At 65.1% G+C, this 18327-nt stretch carries 16 protein-coding genes and 1 tRNA gene; 9 read left to right on the top strand and 8 right to left on the bottom strand.

The features are described 5' to 3' along the window. Positions 1–117: 117 nt before the first annotated feature. The 3 genes from JQ604_RS17630 (at position 118) to JQ604_RS17640 (ending at position 2869) form a co-directional block, all read left to right on the top strand. Positions 118–879 carry a peptidase gene (locus JQ604_RS17630; RefSeq protein ID WP_212358845.1) on the top strand — a complete coding sequence of 254 codons (762 nt, stop codon included), beginning with the start codon at positions 118–120 and terminating at the stop codon, positions 877–879. A gap of 14 nt (positions 880–893) precedes the next feature. Then, positions 894–1658 carry an SDR family oxidoreductase gene (locus JQ604_RS17635; protein WP_212358847.1) on the top strand — a complete coding sequence of 255 codons (765 nt, stop codon included), beginning with the start codon at positions 894–896 and terminating at the stop codon, positions 1656–1658. 323 nt (positions 1659–1981) lie between these two features. Further along, positions 1982–2869 carry a tetratricopeptide repeat protein gene (locus tag JQ604_RS17640; protein WP_212358849.1) on the top strand — a complete coding sequence of 296 codons (888 nt, stop codon included), beginning with the start codon at positions 1982–1984 and terminating at the stop codon, positions 2867–2869. Positions 2870–3002: 133 nt separating this feature from the next. Here the strand turns inward: JQ604_RS17640 and JQ604_RS17645 are convergent, their stop codons facing one another. Together JQ604_RS17645 and JQ604_RS17650 are read right to left on the bottom strand one after the other, a co-directional pair. Continuing rightward, on the bottom strand, positions 3003–3737 hold the full coding sequence (locus tag JQ604_RS17645; RefSeq protein WP_212358851.1) for a hypothetical protein: 735 nt from the start codon (positions 3735–3737) through the stop codon (positions 3003–3005). Between the two features lie 323 nt (positions 3738–4060). Continuing rightward, the gene (locus JQ604_RS17650) at positions 4061–5284 is read right to left on the bottom strand and encodes an MFS transporter (protein WP_212359253.1); all 1224 of its coding nucleotides are present in this window, start codon (positions 5282–5284) and stop codon (positions 4061–4063) included. 117 nt (positions 5285–5401) lie between these two features. On the opposite strand from JQ604_RS17650, the gene JQ604_RS17655 reads away from it, so the two are divergent. Next, positions 5402–6652: a NupC/NupG family nucleoside CNT transporter gene (locus tag JQ604_RS17655; protein ID WP_212358853.1), complete on the top strand. Its 1251-nt coding sequence runs from the start codon at positions 5402–5404 to the stop codon at positions 6650–6652. 112 nt (positions 6653–6764) lie between these two features. On the opposite strand, the gene JQ604_RS17660 is transcribed toward JQ604_RS17655, so the two are convergent. Continuing rightward, complete coding sequence (locus tag JQ604_RS17660) at positions 6765–7301, bottom strand: cupin domain-containing protein (protein WP_212358855.1); 537 nt, start codon at positions 7299–7301, stop codon at positions 6765–6767. Between the two features lie 154 nt (positions 7302–7455). Further along, positions 7456–7746 carry an usg protein gene (locus JQ604_RS17665; protein ID WP_212358857.1) on the bottom strand — a complete coding sequence of 97 codons (291 nt, stop codon included), beginning with the start codon at positions 7744–7746 and terminating at the stop codon, positions 7456–7458. A gap of 380 nt (positions 7747–8126) precedes the next feature. Here JQ604_RS17665 and groES point away from each other — a divergent pair, with 380 nt between their 5' ends. The 4 genes from groES to JQ604_RS17685 all read left to right on the top strand — a co-directional run bounded on the left by groES (position 8127) and on the right by JQ604_RS17685 (position 14202). Then, on the top strand, positions 8127–8441 hold the full coding sequence (groES, locus tag JQ604_RS17670; protein ID WP_212358859.1) for a co-chaperone GroES: 315 nt from the start codon (positions 8127–8129) through the stop codon (positions 8439–8441). Positions 8442–8486: 45 nt separating this feature from the next. After that, entirely contained in the window at positions 8487–10127 is a 1641-nt protein-coding gene (groL, locus tag JQ604_RS17675) for a chaperonin GroEL (RefSeq protein WP_212358861.1), read from the top strand. 324 nt (positions 10128–10451) lie between these two features. Further along, a complete protein-coding gene (locus JQ604_RS17680; RefSeq protein ID WP_212358863.1) occupies positions 10452–13781 on the top strand; it encodes an adenylate/guanylate cyclase domain-containing protein in 3330 nt (1109 codons plus the stop codon). 109 nt (positions 13782–13890) lie between these two features. Further along, on the top strand, positions 13891–14202 hold the full coding sequence (locus JQ604_RS17685) for a hypothetical protein (RefSeq protein ID WP_212358865.1): 312 nt from the start codon (positions 13891–13893) through the stop codon (positions 14200–14202). A gap of 66 nt (positions 14203–14268) precedes the next feature. On the opposite strand, the gene JQ604_RS17690 is transcribed toward JQ604_RS17685, so the two are convergent. The 4 genes from JQ604_RS17690 to JQ604_RS17705 all read right to left on the bottom strand — a co-directional run bounded on the left by JQ604_RS17690 (position 14269) and on the right by JQ604_RS17705 (position 17597). Then, positions 14269–14865 (bottom strand): 2OG-Fe(II) oxygenase, encoded by a 597-nt coding sequence (locus tag JQ604_RS17690; protein WP_212358867.1) that lies wholly within the window; start codon positions 14863–14865, stop codon positions 14269–14271. Between the two features lie 74 nt (positions 14866–14939). Then, the gene (locus JQ604_RS17695) at positions 14940–16088 is read right to left on the bottom strand and encodes a slipin family protein (RefSeq protein WP_212358869.1); all 1149 of its coding nucleotides are present in this window, start codon (positions 16086–16088) and stop codon (positions 14940–14942) included. Positions 16089–16428: 340 nt separating this feature from the next. After that, positions 16429–16494 (bottom strand) — tRNA-Gln (locus tag JQ604_RS17700). 269 nt (positions 16495–16763) lie between these two features. After that, positions 16764–17597 (bottom strand): LysR family transcriptional regulator, encoded by an 834-nt coding sequence (locus JQ604_RS17705; protein ID WP_212358871.1) that lies wholly within the window; start codon positions 17595–17597, stop codon positions 16764–16766. A 127-nt stretch (positions 17598–17724) separates the two neighbouring features. Here JQ604_RS17705 and JQ604_RS17710 point away from each other — a divergent pair, with 127 nt between their 5' ends. Beyond that, a complete protein-coding gene (locus JQ604_RS17710; RefSeq protein WP_212358873.1) occupies positions 17725–18318 on the top strand; it encodes a cysteine hydrolase family protein in 594 nt (197 codons plus the stop codon). Positions 18319–18327 lie beyond the last annotated feature (9 nt).

Raw genomic sequence — 18327 nt, forward strand, 5'->3', positions numbered from 1 at the left:
TCCCATCGCCTTTTACCTCATCCGCGGCCTATCTCGCCACGGGAATTGGGGTTGGATGCCCCGACGAAATTGGCTATCAGTCGGGCGCCGAGACCTTCGGACGTTCGGGGACTGGAAATGACCTATTGCTGCGGAATCCTGGTGCGCGACGGCCTCGTCATGATCGCCGACACCCGCACCAATGCCGGCCTCGACAACGTCTCGACCTTCCGCAAGCTGCACATCTTCTCCAATCCCGGCGAGCGCATCATGGCGGTCGCCAGCGCCGGCAATCTGGCGATCAGCCAGTCGGTGCTGTCGACCTTGACCGAAGGCATGGAAAACCCCGACACCGGCGAGCTCGAGACCCTGATGAACGCGCCGACCATGTTCCAGGCCGCGCAGCGCATCGGCCGCGCCATCCGCGCGGTGCATGCCACCGAAGGTGAAGCCCTGAAGTCGGAAGACGTCTCATTTGACGTCTCGTTCCTGTTCGGCGGCCAGATCAAGGGCTCCAAGATGCGCCTGTTCATGGTCTACACGGCCGGCAACTTCATCGAATGCACCACCGACACGCCGTATTTGCAGATCGGCGAGCACAAATACGGCAAGCCGGTGCTCGACCGCGCCATGCATTACGACGTTGAGCTCTATGAGGCGCTGAAGACCGGGCTGATCTCGATGGATTCGACGATGCGCTCCAATCTCGGCGTCGGCCTGCCGATCGACGTGCTGCTGGTGCGCACCGATGCCTGCGAGGCCGACCTCAACCACCGCATCGAGGCCGGCGAGCCCTATTTCCACGATCTGCGCTCGCGCTGGTCGGCGGCGCTGCGCGCGGCGCATCAGAACATTCCACGTCCACCCTACAAGAACGAAACCGAAGCAAAAGCCAAATAAGCAGAGGAAACCAAATGGCCGAAGCAACCCAGAAGATCGCGCTCGTCACCGGTGCCGGCACCGGCGTCGGACGCGCAGCCTCGCTCGCGCTGATGAACGCGGGCTACACCGTCGTCCTGGTCGGACGCCGCATGGAAATGCTGGAGGAAACCAAGAAGCTCGGCGACAACATCGGCAAGAGCCTGTGCGTCTCCGCCGACATGACGAGCCCCGCATCGATCGCGGCGCTGTTCCAGAAGGTGAAGGACACCTATGGCCGGCTCGACGTGCTCTTCAACAATGCCGGCATGGGCGCGCCCGCGGTGAACTTCGAGGATCTCTCGCTCGAGCAGTGGCAGGCGGTGGTCAACACCAACCTCACTGGCCCGTTCCTGTGCACCCAGCACGCCTTCCGCATCATGAAGGACCAGACCCCGCGCGGCGGCCGCATCATCAACAACGGCTCGATCTCGGCGCACGCGCCGCGACCGTTTTCGGCAGCCTACACCTCGACCAAGCACGCCATCACCGGCCTCACCAAGTCGAGCAACCTCGACGGCCGCATGTACGACATCGCGGTCGGCCAGGTCGACATCGGCAACGCCGCAACGCCGATGACCGATCGCATGGTCAACGGCCCCGGCGTGCTGCAGCCCGACGGCACCACCAAGCACGAGCCGCGCATGGATGCGAAGGCGGTCGGCGATGCCGTCGCCTACATGGCGAGCCTGCCGCTCGACGCCAACGTGCTGACCATGACGGTCATGGCCACCAAGATGCCGTTCGTCGGACGGGGCTGATCTTCGCCCCCACTGCGGAAGGGCGATCACGTCGTCATGGCCGGGCATAGCCGTCCGAAGGACGGCGTGCCTTCCGCTCGCCTATGCCCGGCCATCCCCGCCGCTCCCTGGGCGCTCTGCCAAAATATCGAAAACAACCCCATGCACTGTAGCCGGCGGCTGCCGCTGTTCGCCACGGCAACTTGAAACGTCGGGCAAATCTGGCCCTTTGCAGGCCGGCCTCACATCAAAAGGTCATGTGCGCTCGAACCTTTTAGGGCAACCCGGTCACAAAGCATCCAAGATGCGATGGAATCGATCCGGTGAAAGCCGAGCGGAACAACATGCGAAAAGCTTTGCTCGCCGTTGCCGGCGCCGCGTTGATGGGGTTGGCCCTGGTCGCCCCCGCCTGCAGCGAGCCCATTGCTGACTACAGCGAGGCGATCAGGCTCGACCCCAAGAATACCATCGCTTATGGCAACCGCGGCATGGTGTACTACGCCAATGGCGACTTCGACCGCGCCATCGCTGACTTCGACGAGGTGATCCGGCTCGATCCCAAGGACGCCATCGCCTATAACAACCGTGGCGCGGCGCGTGCCGCCAGGGGCGATCTCGACCTTGCCACCATCGTCTATTGGACCATCATCGCCGACAGCCGGTGGCCTGTCCCCAAGGCCGTCTTTTCCTACAAGAACAACGGCCTCGGACAACGCCTCAAGGGCGACCTTGGCCTCGCCATTGCTGACTTCAGCGAGGCTGCAAAGCTCGCCCCCAAGGACGCCATCATCTACAGCAACCGTGGCGCCGCGTATGGCGCCGCTGGCGACCTCGACCGCGCCCTCGCCGACTTCAACGAGGCGATCAGGCTCGACCCCGGGAACGCCCAGGCCTTCAACCAGCGCTGTTACGCGCTCGCCATCACCGGCCAAGCGCAACGGGCACTTGCCGATTGCAACGAGTCGCTGCGGCTGCGGTCGGACGATGCCGATACTTTCGACAGTCGCGGCTTTGCTCACCTCAAGCGCGGTCAATTCGACAGCGCCATCGTCGATTACGACTCCGCTCTGAAGCACCATCGGTTGACGGCGAGCTCGCTCTACGGGCGCGGCGTCGCCAAGCTCAAGAACGGCGATCGCACAGGCGGAGCCTCCGACATCGCTGCGGCGAAGGCGATCCAGGCCGACATTGTCGACCAGTTCTCACGCCTCGGAATTCCGGCGACCGAATAGCTCGCGCCGATGCGTCACCCCTTGTCAACCCAATCTGATTAACCCGAGATGACCGCTGTTGGCCCATCGCGACATACTGCGCTGCCGCCCAAACCTGGTCGCCATAGGAGCTCGTGGGACGGAAGTGAACCCGTCACCGGTTCTTGCCAAACGCTTCCGACATGACATGGACCCCGACATCCCTGGCTGCGATCAACCGTCGTTGAAACGCGACCAGGGTTGCCTGTTTGCTATCGGGTGCAAGATCATTGCTCAAGGCAGCGAGGTGATTGTCGGCCTCGTCAAATCGGCCAAGGCGCCGCAGCATCTCGCCCATCAGAAGCCGATCGACGGTGCGCGCTTCCGCGCTCCTGGTCGTGTCGGCAGCATCCACCGCCAGCCGCGCCAGCAATTCATTCGCATAGCGACGATAGCGTTCGCCGGTCGTGCCTTCCGCCATGATGCGGCGAGCGAAATCCGCGGCGCCCTTCGCGGGCTCGCCCGGTGGGTTCGCTCGCGCCCGTTCAACAAGCTCGGCCTGTCCCGCCTCCCACGTCGCCTGCAGCAGCAGGCTGGACACTTGCGGATGCGCTGCGCCGGTGTGCTCCATAATCCAGGCTGCACGGTAGTAAGGCGTCTCGCTCTTGAGGTCCTGATATTCCGGCGACAGGATCAAGGGCCGTAGCTTTTCGAGCTCATCGTCCTCGTACTTCGCCTTGAGGAAGACAAATCCGTTGGTCGGACAGCTCCCGAGCGGCCAGGGACTTTCAATCGCGCCGATCGGCATCCAATCGAGCTGTCTGTCGAACGATGTGCCGGAGTTCTGCGCGCTGAAGCTGAAAGTTACGCCGTCATAGGGACAGGTCATTTCGACGGTGCTTCTGGTCATCGCATGAGCGGCGGATGCGGCGAGAACGCCGCCGGCCAGGGCAAACGCCGCCCAGGATGATAATTTCGATCGCAGGCCCATCGCTCCCTCTGCCAGACGTGGAGACCGATCTTCCGATCCTTCACGATACAATGCAGTTGGGAATACGCCGTTCGTGTGGCGTCTCTAAAACACACGTCCTCCGGGAGCCGGTCTCCTGCCCCGGGCGCAGCGCAGCGTGCAATGCTGCGCTGCTGAACCGGGGCCCATATCTCCATGAGCCGCGATAGGTCCCGGCTCTGCGGCGCACCGCTTCGCGCTGCGCCGCGTCCGGGACACGAAAGTTACTCCAGCCTCTCCACATCCCGCAGCGTCGGGAACAGCTTCATCCAGAGCAATGCGATGCCGACGGTGGCGACGCCGCCGAGGACGGCTGAGGCGACCGTGCCGAGCAGCGCGGCGACGACGCCGCTCTCGAACTGGCCGAGCTGATTGCTGGCATTGATGAACAGGAAATTCACCGCGCCGACGCGGCCGCGCATCTCGTCGGGGGTCGCGAGCTGCACCAGCGAGAAGCGGATCACGACGCTGATCGTGTCGGCGGCGCCGAGCACCGCGAGCGCCAGCACCGACAGCCACATCCATTGCGACAGCGCGAACACGACGGTGGCCACGCCGAACACGATGACGGCCTGGAACATGCGCCGGCCGACATGGCGGTTGATGGTGTGCCGAGCGAGAACCATGGTCATGAACAGCGCCCCGACCGCAGGTGCGGCGCGCAGGATGCCGAGCCCGAGCGGGCCGGTGACGAGGATATCACGGGCATAGATCGGCAGCAGCGCGGTGACGCCGCCGAACAGCACCGCGAACAAATCGAGCGAGATGGTGCCGAGGATCGCCGGATTGCTGCGCACGAACCTCACGCCGGCATAGAGATCGTCCGAAGCGTCGGAGTCTTTCACCACCGCCTGCTGCAGCCGGCCGATGCCGCCGGTCAGCACCATGCCGAACAGCCAGAACACCACCATGATCCCGTAAGCGAGACTCGGCGTGAAGGCATAGGCGAGCCCGCCGAGCGCAGGGCCCGTGATGGTCGCAACCTGCGCGGCGCCGCTGGAGATCGCGGTCGCGCGCTGCAGCGAGCCCTGCGGCGCGATCAGCGGCAACAGCGCCGCGGTCGCCGGGCTTTCGAACGCACCGGCGATCCCGATCACGAAGGTGGCAATGAAGATCTGCACCTCGCTGATCGTGCCGGCGAAGGTGCTGCCCGCGAGAAACAGCGCCGTCGCCGCTTCCGCGAGCTGGCAGGCCTGCACCACGCGTTTGCGCTCGAAGCGATCGGCGGCGTGGCCGGCGACGAAGACGAGCAAGGCGGTGGGGAGAAACTGCACCAGCCCGACCATGCCGAGATCGAAGGCGCTGCCGGTCAGATCATAGATCTGCCAGCCGATCGCGACCGCGCCGATCTGGCTGGAGAAGCGCGACAGGCTGCGCGACAGCAGGAAGAACAGAAACGGTCTGTGCTTCAGGAGATCGCGGGCGCCGACCGGCATCATCGAGGACATGGCCGAGCCGTGGCTGAGCGCCAATGAGTTGTCAATGGCTGCCACGCCAACGCGCAACAGCATTGCGCGGCGCGAAGCCCCTGCCATAATCGCTGCAGGGGTTTCTGCGGGGGCATGATGCTGCAGCTGCAATCGGCATTCGGCGTGGTCGCGCTCCTGGGCATCGCCTGGGCGCTCGGCGAGAACCGCCGCGCGGTCTCGCTCCGTCAGGCCGCCATCGGATTGGTCGCGACCATCGTCACCGCTGTCGTCCTGATCAAGGTGCCGCTGGTCACCAGGGCGTTCGGCTCCATCAACGACGCCGTCGGCACCATCGCCGCGGCGACGCGCGCCGGCACCGCTTTCGTGTTCGGCTATGTCGGCGGCGGCACGCTGCCGTTCGATCCCAAGGCGCCGGGCGCGGATTTCATCCTGGCGTTCCAGGCGTTGCCGATCGTGCTCGTGATGAGCGTGCTGACCACGCTGCTGTTCTATTGGCGCGTGCTGCCGCCGATCGTGCGCGGCATGGCCTGGCTCTTGGAGCGCACGCTCGGCGTCGGCGGCGCGGTCGGGCTGTCGACCGCCGCCAACATCTTCCTCGGCATGGTCGAGGCGCCGCTGTTCATCCGCCCTTACCTCGCGCAACTCACGCGCAGCGAATTGTTTCTGGTGATGACCGGCGGCATGGCCGGCATTGCCGGCACCGTGCTGGTGCTCTACGCGACGCTGCTGGCACCCCTGATCCCGGATGCGGCCGCGCATTTCGTCATCGCCTCCGTGCTCGGCGCACCGGCTGCGATCCTGATCAGCCTGATCATGGTTCCGGAGACGTCCGACAAGCGGACGGGCGGGTTGTTGAACGATCCGGAAGCCGGCGTGTCCTCGACCATGGATGCGATCGTCAAGGGCACCACGGCGGGCCTCGAGCTCCTGCTCAACATCGTCGCAATGCTGCTGGTGCTGGTCGCGCTGGTCTATCTTGCCAACGCCATCATCGGCCTGTTGCCGGAGATCGGCGGCGCAAAAATCTCGCTGCAAAGATTGCTCGGATACATCATGGCGCCGGTGTGCTGGCTGATGGGCTTGCCCTGGCCGCAGGCGATCACGGCCGGCAGTTTGATGGGCACCAAGACGGTGCTGAACGAATTGATCGCCTATGTCGATTTCGCCAAGCTCGGCCCTGATGCGCTCGATCCGCGCTCACGGCTGATCATGCTCTATGCGATGTGCGGCTTCGCCAATTTCGGCAGCCTCGGCATCATGATCGGCGGCCTCGGTGTGATGGCGCCCGAGCGGCGCGAGGAGATCAACGCGCTCGGGCTGAAGTCGATCGTCTCGGGCACGCTGACGACGTGTCTGATGGGCGCGATCGTGGGGCTGTTGACGTAACTGCGTAGCCCGGATGGAGTGCAGCGCAATCCGGGGCCGCATCATCCGCGGAGAAACTTTCCCGGATTTCGCTTCGCTCCATCCGGGCTACGAAGCTACGAGATCTACGACGTCAGGCCTTCAACCCCACCGTCTTGAACTCTGCCGGCAGGATCACCTCCAGCAGCTCGACGTCGTCGGAGTAATCCAAAATCATGTGCTTGATCTTCGGCGGCTGGGTCCAGGCGCTGCCTTCTTTCATCAGCGTCTCGCCCTCGCCTTCCATGTAGGTCTTCACCCAGCCCTTGAGCACGTAGACCATCTGGAACTGGACGTCGTGGAAGTGCAGCTTCGACACTTCCTCCGGATTGCACGGGCCCTGCAGGCGGATGACATGCGCCTGCGCCAGACCATGCGATGCCGCGGCGATGCCGAGATCGCGATATTTGGCGTAGGCACGCAGGCCGTCGGCCTTGAAATCTTCCTCGCGGTGATGGCTGATCGCGATGCGCTGCTTCGGCCGCGCTTTCGCCTTCGGCTTGGCGGTCGAGACGCGGCCCTTCGATTTGATCGCCTTGCGCGCGGAGGATTTGGCCGCGGTCTTGTGCCCGGTCCATTTCTTCCTGACCGCCGTCTTGGCTGCGGGTCTTGATGCCGGCTTCTTGGCCATGCTTGCCTCCCTGATGATTTCATGACGGAGGCTAACACGGATTGCGGTCTGTAGGGTGGGCAAAGCAGCGCAAGCGACGTGCCCACCATTCCCGGTGTGCTCGCGAGGGTGGGCACGGCGCTACGCGCCTTTGCCCACCCTACAAGATCGAGCCTCAGTGCAACCTGAAGACGCCGTCGACGGCGCGCATCTCGGCCGGCTTGACCAGCTTGGAGTGCGCCACCGTCACCGAGAACAGCGGCCCCTCGAGTTTCTCCTGCCAGAACGCGAGGAAGTCCTGCAGCGCCGGGAATTTCGGGAACAGATCGTAGTTCTGCCAGACATAGGTCTGCAGCAACGAGGGATGATCCGGCATCCGGTAGAGAATTTGCGCCGTCGTCAGCCCGTACCCCAGCAACTGTTTCCGGAAGTCGTCGGAAACAACCCCACCAACCCGCGAGACCATGCCAACCTCCTGTGACGGAGCGCATTCATTGGGGTGGCCGACCTGCCGGACACCCCGGCCAAGATTGCGCTCACATGAGAGAAATGTGACGCACGCGACTAACTCATCACAAGCCCAAATGTTTAATGAGTTGTTGAAATTTCATGCGTTAGCAGCAGCTTACCGCACGTGCTAATACGGGGTCGGCAGCCCCTCGGCATCGTTAAGAATGAAAAACAATTCTGGCAGCCGTGCCATCCGAGTGCCAAATTTTCTGCTAGAAGCCCTTGCCCGGCGCCCAAAGCTGGCCTATCTCAGCCGCGGCTGGACTAGCACTCGCTAGTCTGGACTGCTAACGCTCCAAAAATCCGACAACATATGCAAATGCTTAGGAGGACTGCATGAAATTCCGTCCGCTTCACGACCGCGTCGTGGTCAAGCGTATCGACGCCGAAGAGAAGACTGCTGGCGGCATCATCATTCCGGACACTGCCAAGGAAAAGCCCTCCCAGGGCGAAGTCATCGCCGTCGGCCCGGGCGGCCGCGACGAAGCTGGCAAGCTGATCCCCATCGACCTCAAGGTCGGCGACCGCGTCCTGTTCGGCAAGTGGTCGGGCACCGAGGTCAAGATCGACGGGCAGGACCTGTTGATCATGAAGGAAAGCGACATCATGGGCGTGCTCGACGTCCCCGCTTCCAAGAAGAAGGCCGCTTAAGCGCTTCTCCCCTCCAAAGATCAATTCTCAAGGAAGACAACTCACATGGCAGCCAAAGAAGTCAAATTCTCGGTCGAAGCGCGCGACAAGATGCTGCGCGGCGTCGACATCCTCGCCAATGCGGTGAAGGTCACCCTCGGTCCGAAGGGCCGCAACGTGGTGCTCGACAAGTCGTTCGGCGCTCCCCGCATCACCAAGGACGGCGTCACCGTCGCCAAGGAGATCGAGCTCGACGACAAGTTCGAGAACATGGGCGCCCAGATGGTGCGCGAAGTCGCCTCCAAGTCCGCTGATGCGGCCGGCGACGGCACCACCACCGCGACCGTGCTCGCGGCCGCGATCGTGAAGGAAGGCGCCAAGTCGGTCGCCGCCGGCATGAACCCGATGGACCTCAAGCGCGGCATTGACCTCGCGGTCGAGGCCGTGGTTGCGGACCTGCAGAAGAACTCCAAGAAGGTCACCTCGAACGAGGAGATCGCCCAGGTCGGCACCATCTCCGCCAACGGCGATGCCGAAATCGGCAAGTTCCTCTCGGATGCCATGAAGAAGGTCGGCAACGAGGGCGTCATCACCGTCGAGGAAGCCAAGTCGCTCGAGACCGAGCTCGACGTCGTCGAGGGCATGCAGTTCGACCGCGGCTACATCTCGCCCTACTTCGTCACCAACGCCGACAAGATGCGCGTTGAGATGGACGACGCCTACATTCTCATCAACGAGAAGAAGCTCTCCTCGTTGAACGAGCTGCTGCCGCTGCTCGAGGCCGTCGTGCAGACCGGCAAGCCGCTGGTGATCGTCGCTGAAGACGTCGAAGGCGAGGCGCTTGCCACCCTCGTCGTCAACCGCCTGCGTGGCGGCCTGAAGGTCGCGGCCGTCAAGGCTCCGGGCTTCGGCGATCGCCGCAAGGCCATGCTGCAGGACATCGCGATCCTGACCGGTGGCCAGGCGATCTCGGAAGACCTCGGCATCAAGCTCGAGAACGTCACGCTGCAGATGCTCGGCCGCGCCAAGAAGGTGATGATCGACAAGGAGAACACCACGATCGTCAACGGCGCCGGCAAGAAGGCCGACATCGACGCCCGCGTTGCCCAGATCAAGGCGCAGATCGAGGAGACCACCTCGGACTACGACCGTGAGAAGCTGCAGGAGCGTCTGGCCAAGCTCGCAGGCGGCGTCGCGGTGATCCGCGTCGGCGGCGCGACCGAGGTCGAGGTGAAGGAGCGCAAGGATCGCGTGGATGACGCGATGCATGCGACCCGCGCGGCTGTCGAGGAAGGTATCGTCCCGGGCGGCGGCGTCGCCCTGCTTCGTGCCTCCGAGCAGCTCAAGGGCCTGCGCACCAAGAACGACGACCAGAAGACCGGCGTCGAGATCGTGCGCAAGGCGCTGTCGGCTCCGGCTCGCCAGATTGCGATCAACGCTGGTGAGGACGGCTCCGTCATCGTCGGCAAGATCCTGGAGAACAAGACCTACACGCACGGCTTCGACTCCCAGACCGGCGAATACGCCGACCTCGTCAAGAAGGGCATCATCGACCCGACCAAGGTCGTGCGCACCGCGATCCAGAACGCTGCCTCGGTTGCAGCGCTCCTGATCACCACCGAGGCGATGGTCGCCGAGCTGCCGAAGAAGAACGCCGGCGGCCCCGCGATGCCCCCGGGCGGCGGCATGGGCGGCATGGACTTCTAAGCGACGAAGTCGTCCCGGACGCGGTGCAGCGCGAAGCGGTGCACCGCAGAGCCGGGATCTCGCTCAACGACAACAAGATGCAAAACCCCGGCAGCGATGCCGGGGTTTTTGTTTTTGTGGGTATTTCAGTCCCTTGAACGGGCTCCTCCCTTCGTCCGGGATCGAGATGCCTGATTCCTTTGCAACAATGTGGCGGCGAGACGTTTTGACGAAGCGGGGCGGCAAATCTAAAACGGGTGCGGGAATCCCCCGCGGTTAGAACAGAAGCCGCGGGATGAATGGTTGGGCCGCGGATGGGCACGAACGCGGCCAAGAGGACTCGATTTGGGCATCGACGACTGGCTTTCAGAGATCGGCCTTCCGCAATATGCCGAGGCCTTCCACCAGAACGGGGTCGACCTCAGTGTCGTCCACGACCTGACGGATCATGATCTCGCGCAGCTCGGACTGCTGCTGGGCCACCGCCGCAAATTCCTGCGCGCCGTCGCCAATCTCGGGACTGCCGAGACGAACGCATTGCCGGAGCAGACCGCCACCCCACGCCGGGCCGATGCCGCCAACCGCCGCCAGCTCACCATCATGTTCTGCGACCTGGTCGGCTCGACGGCACTGTCGACGCGGCTCGATCCTGAAGATCTGCGCGAAATCATCGGCGCCTATCAGCGCTGCTGCACCGACATCATCACCAGCGCCGGCGGCTTCATCGCGCGCTATCTGGGCGACGGCGTGCTCGCCTATTTCGGCTATCCGCAGGCCCATGAGCATGACGCCGAGCGCGCCGTGAGGGCTGGCCTCTCGCTGGTCGAAGCGGTGCCGAAGCTGCAGACGCCGGCGCAGGCGCCGTTGCAGGTGCGCATCGGCATCGCGACCGGCCTCGTCGTGGTCGGCGACCTCGTGGGCGCAGGCTCGGCGGCCGAGCAGACCGTGATCGGCGAGACGCCGAACCTGGCGGCGCGGCTGCAAGCCATGGCCGAACCCGGCTCCGTCGTGATCTCGTCCAGCACCCGCCGTCTGACGGCCGGTCTGATCGACTACCGCGAGATGGGCACCTTCGAGCTGAAAGGATTTGACGAGCCGGTCGAGGTGTGGCGGGCGCTCGGCGTCAGCGCCGCGGAAAACCGCTTCGAGGCGCTGCGCACCTCCACGATGCCGCTGGTCAACCGCTTCGAGGAGGTCGACCTGCTGATGCGGCGCTGGCAGGCGGTGCATCATGGCGAGGGCTCGGTGGTGCTGCTGTCGGGCGAAGCCGGCATCGGCAAGTCGCGGATCGCGCAGAACCTGCTGGAGCGGCTGAGCAACGAGCCGCATACGCCGCTGCGCCAGTTCTGCTCGCCCTATCACCAGCACACCGCGCTCTATCCCGTCATCACCCAGCTCGAGCGCACCGCCGGCTTTCGCCGCGACGACAAGGACGAGCAACGGCTGGCCAAGCTGGAGGCCGCGCTGGCACCGGCAACCCGCAGCCGCGGCGAGACCGTGTCGCTGCTCGCCGGCCTGTTGTCGATCCCGAACGGCGAAGCCTATCCGGCGCTCGACCTGACGCCGCAGAAGCGCAAGGAGAAGACCTTGCAGGCGCTGCTCGGTCAGGTCGAAGGGCTCGCGATGCGCCAGCCGCTGCTGCTGCTGCTCGAGGACATGCATTGGGCGGACCCGACCTCGCTCGAGCTGTTTGAGCAGATCATCGACCGCGCCCCTGCCCTGCCGATGCTGGCGATCGCGACCTTCCGCCCGGACTTCGTGCCGCCGTGGTCCGGCCGGCCGCAGGTCACGACGATCGGCCTCGATCGCCTGCAGCGCCGGCACTGCACCGAGATGATCTCGCACATCACCGCGCGCAAGAATTTGCCGCAGGAGGTCGCCGACCAGATCACCGAGCGGACCGACGGCGTGCCGCTGTTCGTGGAGGAGCTGACCAAGGCCGTGGTCGAGAGCGGCGCACTCGTCGAGCAGGACGATCGCTACATCGCGGTCGGTCCGGTGACGCAGCTCGCGATCCCGACCTCGCTCCAGGAATCGCTGCTGGCGCGGCTCGACCGGCTCGGACCGACCAGCAATGTGGCGCAGATCGCCGCGGCGATCGGCCGGCAATTCTCCTATGAATTGATCAGCGCCGTGACGGCGATGCCGCCGGCGGCGCTGGATGAGACCTTGCAGCAGCTCGTCGATGCCGAGCTGATCTTCCAGCGCGGCAAACCGCCCGAGGCGGAATACACCTTCAAGCACGCGCTGGTGCAGGATACCGCCTACGGCACCATGCTGCGGGGCCCCCGCCAGCAGGCGCACAGCCGCATCGCCGATACGCTCGAAGCGCAATTCCCCGACATCGTCGCGGCACAGCCCGCCTTGCTGGCCCGGCATCACACGGAAGCCGGACAGCCCGGGCGCGCCGTCGCCTATTGGCTGAAGGCCGGCCAGCAGGCGCTGGCGCGTTCGGCGATGATCGAGGCCGCCGCCCAGCTGCGCAAGGGATTGCAGGCGCTCGACGGCGTGCCCGATGGTGCCGAGCGGCGCAAGCAGGAGCTCGATCTGCAGCTTGGACTCGGTTTGGCGCTGATGGCCTTGAAGGGCTATTCGGCGCCCGAGGTCGGCGAGACGCTGGCGCGCGCCCGCGTGCTCGCCGAACAGATCGATCAGCCGCGCTACCTCTGGCCGGTGATCCTCGGCCAATCGTCGTTTCACCGGGTGCGTGGCGAGCACCGGCTCGCGCTCGCATTGGCCGAGCAGCTCGAGCATGTCGGCGAAGCGCGCCATGACATCGGAGCGCAACTGGTCGGCCGCTGGGCCAACGGACGCTCGCTGCTGTTCCTCGGCGACTTTGCCGGCGCGCGCGACTTGCTTGAGCGCTGCCACGGCCTCGCCGATCCCGCGCACCGCCGTGGCGTCTCCTCCGCCGACCCCTATGTGATGACGCTGACCTATCTCGCCTGGACCTTGGCAATGCTCGGCTTCCTCGACCAGGCCAGCGCGCGCTTGAGCGAAGCGCTGGCCGAGGCACGACGGCTCAACCATCCCCAGACGCTCGCCGACGTGCTGCTGTCGGCGCGTCCGGTCGAAGGCCTGACCGGCTCGCCGGACATGGAAACGCATGTGGCGGAGCTGATGGCGCTGTCGACCGAGCGCGGCTTCCCGCTGCATCTCGGCTGGGCCACGGCGTATCGCGGCGTGTCGCTGACCGCGCTCGGCGATGGCCAGGCCGCGCTGACGCAGATCCAGCACGCGATGGTGGCGATCCGGACCACCGGCGCCGTCACCGGCACGCCCGATCTGCTCCGGATGATCGCCGGCGCTCACGCCACCCTCGGCCAGACCACCGAGGGCCTGGATTGCCTGACCGAGGCCGAGCAGATCATCGAGGTCACCGACGAGCGGTTCGGCGAGGCCGAACTGCATCGGCTGCGTGGCGATCTGCTCAACGCCGCCGGCGATCTCGCCGCGGCCGAAGCGAGCTATCATCAGGCCATCACGGTGGCGCGGCGGCAGAGCGCCAGGCCGTACGAATTGCGTGCATCGATCCGTCTCGCGCGTCTGTGGTGCACACAGGACCGCCACGTCGAGGCGCGCGATCTCCTGGCAAGCGTCTATGGCGCCTTCACCGAAGGATTCGATGCGCCCGACCTGCGGGAAGCCGGCGCCCTGCTCGAAGAGCTCGCCTGACCGCCGGCGTCACGCCGAATTGTGCGGCATCGTCAATTCAACCAATATTGACAGTCCCGGCGACTGGTTCGATTGTGTCGCGGCGGGATCATATTGGAGGAAATGAATAATGCGACAAATTATCAAGGGCGCCGACGCGGACGAGATCACCCATTTCTACCTGATCAGCCGTACCGAAAAAGGCCGGTCGCAGAGCGACGCCGACAAGAAGCGCGGCGCCAACGACGTCACCAAGGCGGTGCAGAAGGCCGGCGGCCAGTGCCGGCTCTACTCAACCCGCGGTTCGGCGCACGACTATGTCAGCGTCATCACCGGCATCGGCCCGGCTGCAGCGATCCGGCTCGTCGAGGCCATCGAGAGCACCGGCGCCGTGAAGGCAACGCTGGTCTCCGGCCTCGAGATGTTCGGCGCCGCGCGCTGATCGGATCGCGCGTTTCCATCGCAATGCAAAGGGCCGCCCGTGGGCGGCCCTTTTTCTTTCACGCGCTCATGCCGTCAGCGTGGCGATACGGCGGTACATCACGTCGGTCCGCAGCACATATTTGCGCCCCGCGGAGACGGGATCGCCGCGATGCAGGATCGGGTGGTGGAACAACAGCCCCATGCCCTTCGCCGGCGTGATGCGCAGCATTCCGCTGGTCCCGAAACCGAAGCCATCGTCGCTGAACGTCGTCGCGCCGCCTTCGAAGTCGTCGTTCAGGTAGACCATGAACGTGAACTGGCTGCGCTCGCCGTTCGGCCGCTCGAAATAACCGTCACGATGCCAATCGAACTGCTGCCCGATGTCGTAACGGTAGAGTCGAAGCCGCTCGTTGAACGCCACTGGCCACCATCTCTGCTGAAAGCGGGGCGGCAGATCGTCGGCGAGCCGCTGATAAAGCGCCAGCGCCCGCGCCGGATCATCGATCATGACCCGGTTGTTGTTGCGCACGTCCTTCATCATGATCATCCCGCGCGAGGTGGTGATCGGTGCGTCCTCGAAACCGGTCGCCTCGCCAAGCGCGATATAGTCGTCGCATTCGGCCGCCGAGAGAAAGCCCGCGATGGTGGCGATGTTGTCCGCTCTCCAATAGATCTCAGCCATAACAGGCTCCTGTCATGTGATGTCCGTGAAGGGCCGCGCGTGGGCGGCCCTTCTGTCTTGTCACGCATTCTCTTTCAGGCGCTTTCGGGCGCCTTCAGGCGAACCAGCCTGGTGAGCAGCGCATCAAGGCCCTGCCCGTCGCCCGCATGCAGGTCGATGCGGCCGACCTTCTCGACCAGGCGCTCCAGCGACTCCAGCTCCTTGAGCCGGAGCAGCAGAGGGTTCTCTTCCATCAGCTTGGCGGTGTTCAGCAGTGAACGCGTCGCCGCGGTCTCCTCCTGGCGACGGATCAGGTTGGCCTTCGCCACCCGCTCCGCCTCCACCACCTTGTTGACGAGCTCGCGGATCTCGCCGGGCAGGATCACGTCCTTCACACCGAGCTCCGTCACCTCGACACCGGACTCCGCGACGCGCTCACGGACGTATGCCCGCAGCTCGTCGTCGAGCGCAGCCTTCGCCGACAGCACCTCGTCGAGCGTGCGGCCGGCAACCGCCTCGCGGATCGCGAACTGCACCAGACGGTACAGCCACGCATCCACGTCGGGAACGCTGGCAACGACCTTCTCGGGATCGACGATCCGGCGGAACGCGGTCAGCGTCACGCGCAGCGCGATGCGATCCTTGGTCAGCATCTCCTGGGCCGTGATCTCGAGCACCTGGGGACGCAGGTCGAGGCGCTTCACCTCGATCTTGCGACCGGCGATCCAGAACGCGTGACGGCCAGGCGCCAAGCGCTCAACCAGCTTGCCCTCGACGGTGAGCAGACCGGCCTCGTGGTTCTCGATCACGGCCTCGGTGATGACACCAGCCCGGTTGGGCTGGATCATCGCCAGATGCTGTGCGGTGACGCGCGGCTGCTCGGCCACGTCGATGCGCTCGACCGTGACCGCAGTCACGACCTTCCAGTAGACGCGCAGCTGCCAGGGCGTCATCACCTGCGCGGGACGGCCGTCGAGGCTGACGATGGCGATCTCGTTCGCCTTCGTCTCCACCGCCTCGAACAGCTCCGCGGCGAGATCAGGACGCGCAGCCTTGATCACGGCGTAGCGATCCGCGGGGAATTCGGTCCCCACGACATTGTACACGCCGGCCACGAGCTCGTTGCGCAGGTCGAACAGGCGATGCTTCCCGGGCGCGAGCACACGCTCGAGCCGGCCGTTGCGTGTCAACAGCGCGCGCTCACCGTCCTTCACGGTCAGCTTGGTCATCAGATGCCAGGTCATGGCACGTCTCCATCGTTTGCCGCCGGCCCATGGGCCGCGCAGCGGGTTTTCGTTGGCAAAGGACGTGAGGACGCGGACGCGACTTCCTGTAAGGCGCAGCGGGCCGTGGCTTGAGCTTGCGCGATGACGGGCGCACGCGCGCGATCGCGCGACAGAAGCCGCGCGGCCGTGCGGAGCCACCCGGCATCAGCGCAAGCGGCATCCACCGCGGCGCATAGCCGGTCTCACAGTGTCTTAAGTTCGGACGAAAAGCCTTTCGGCAAAACGACCGGACTGCGACTGAAGCGCGCGTCCGGTCCCCTTCAGAGGTATCAGCTTTGCAGGCTGAAACGGAGCGCTATGGAGCGGGATTCGAACCCGCGACCCGTTGATTCAATGTCAACTGCTCTACCCAACTGAGCTATCCTTTGTGGTGCGAGAGATCGGAATCGAACCGACGCCTTCGGAGTTTCAGCTCCGACGCTCTCCATGAGCTACATCTCGTGGCCTTCCCTTCAGCGGAACACGAAGCTGCAGAGCAACCCGCGCCAGTCAGGATCTCAACGAGCCTGAACACATGGCCAAAGCGAAGGAGCGGGCTAATAGACGAAGCACGTTCGGGTTGCAAGGGGGTGATTGAAAAATTTTTTGTCGCACGCCGCGTCGTATGACGCACTCATCACGACGACAGCGGTGTCAATTGTGCGGCAATTCCTGGAAGCACGCCCGCACCCAGTCGATCGTCACGCGCGTCGCGGCGTCGCGCTTGAGGTGGTTTTGCACCAGCAGCCAGACGTCGCGCCGCTTCGGCAGCAGCGTCGCGCGCAGGCGGCGATCGGCGAGCAGATCCGCGCAGCTGTGCTCCGGCAGGACGCCAGCGGCCTGATGCGAACGGATCAGCGTCCGGATGACGCGGACATTGTGCGTGACGCAGCGTGCGCGAGCTTTCCTGGCGCGCAGGAATTGCGTTTCGGGAATGGGCCCGAGCTCATCCGGATACGCGCACAGCACGGGCTCGTCATCGGTGGTGACCGGTTCAAAGAAATAGAGCCTGATGTCGCCGAGCTTCGAGATCGCGAAATCGCCCTTGTCGGGTTTGCGCAGGCGGATCGCGAGGTCGGCTTCCCAGCGCGAGAACTTCACGTTCTCGCTCGAGGTCAGGAATTGCAGCGACAGCCCGGGATTGGCGCGCAGGAAATCGCTCGCGCGCGGTGACAGCACCTCCTCGGCGACCGCATTGGTGGAAGCGATGCGCAGGCGCCCCACCGGGCCCGGAAGACTTTCGCCGATGCGGCCGATCTCGGCGGCATGCGCGGCCATCGCCTGGACATGCGCCAGCACCGCCTCGCATTGCCGGGTCGGCTTGCGAACGCCGTCGGCGGCCTCGAACAGGCGCAGGCCGAGCGAGCGCTCGATCCGCGACAGCCTGCGCCCGACCGTGGTCTCGTCGATCTTCAGCCGCGCGCTGGCGCCGGCATAGGTGCCCTCGTCCCTCACGGCGGCGATGATGCGGAGGTCGTCCCAGTTCATCGCTTGAGGCTACATCGCGCGCGAGCCGCCTGCAATATCGCAGCCATCGGCTGCAATATCCCTGCATATCGGCAGGCGTCCGAGCGGCTATGTTTGGTGAGCCACACGTCCCGGAGATCCAAGGCCCATGACATCCGCAAAGACCCTGCTGCAGCTCGCCGGCGCCGATCTCACCCCGCCGCGCCTCGGCGACGCCGCGCTGGTGCTGATCGACATCCAGAATGAATACCTCGCAGGTCCCCTCGCCCTGCCCGACGCGAAGCCCGCGACCGCGCAAGCCGCGGCGCTCCTGGCGCGGGCCCGCGAGAGCGGCGCGTCCATCATCCACATCGCCCATCGCGGCAAGCCCGGCAGCCTGTTCGATCGCAGCGCCGACCGCGGTGCCATCGTCGCCGAGCTCAGCCCTCGCGCAGGCGAACTCGTGATCGAGAAGGAATTGCCGAACGCCTTCGCCGGCACCGATCTGCAGGCGCGGCTTGCCGCGACCGAGCGCAAGAACATCGTGCTGGCCGGCTTCATGACGCATATGTGCGTCAGCTCCACCGCGCGCGCCGCGCTCGACCTCGGCTTCCGCACCACCATCGATGCCGATGCCTGCGCCACGCGCGACCTGCCCGACGGTCGCGGCGGCACGCTCGACGCCCGCACCATCCACGCGGTCGCGCTCGCCGAGCTGTCCGACCGCTTTGCGATCATCGCGCGCGGCGACGCGCTGAAGTGACGGAGCGCG

Origin of the sequence: Bradyrhizobium jicamae (assembly GCF_018130695.1) — a bacterium.
In the GTDB taxonomy this organism is placed as follows: Bacteria; Pseudomonadota; Alphaproteobacteria; order Rhizobiales; family Xanthobacteraceae; genus Bradyrhizobium; species Bradyrhizobium jicamae_B.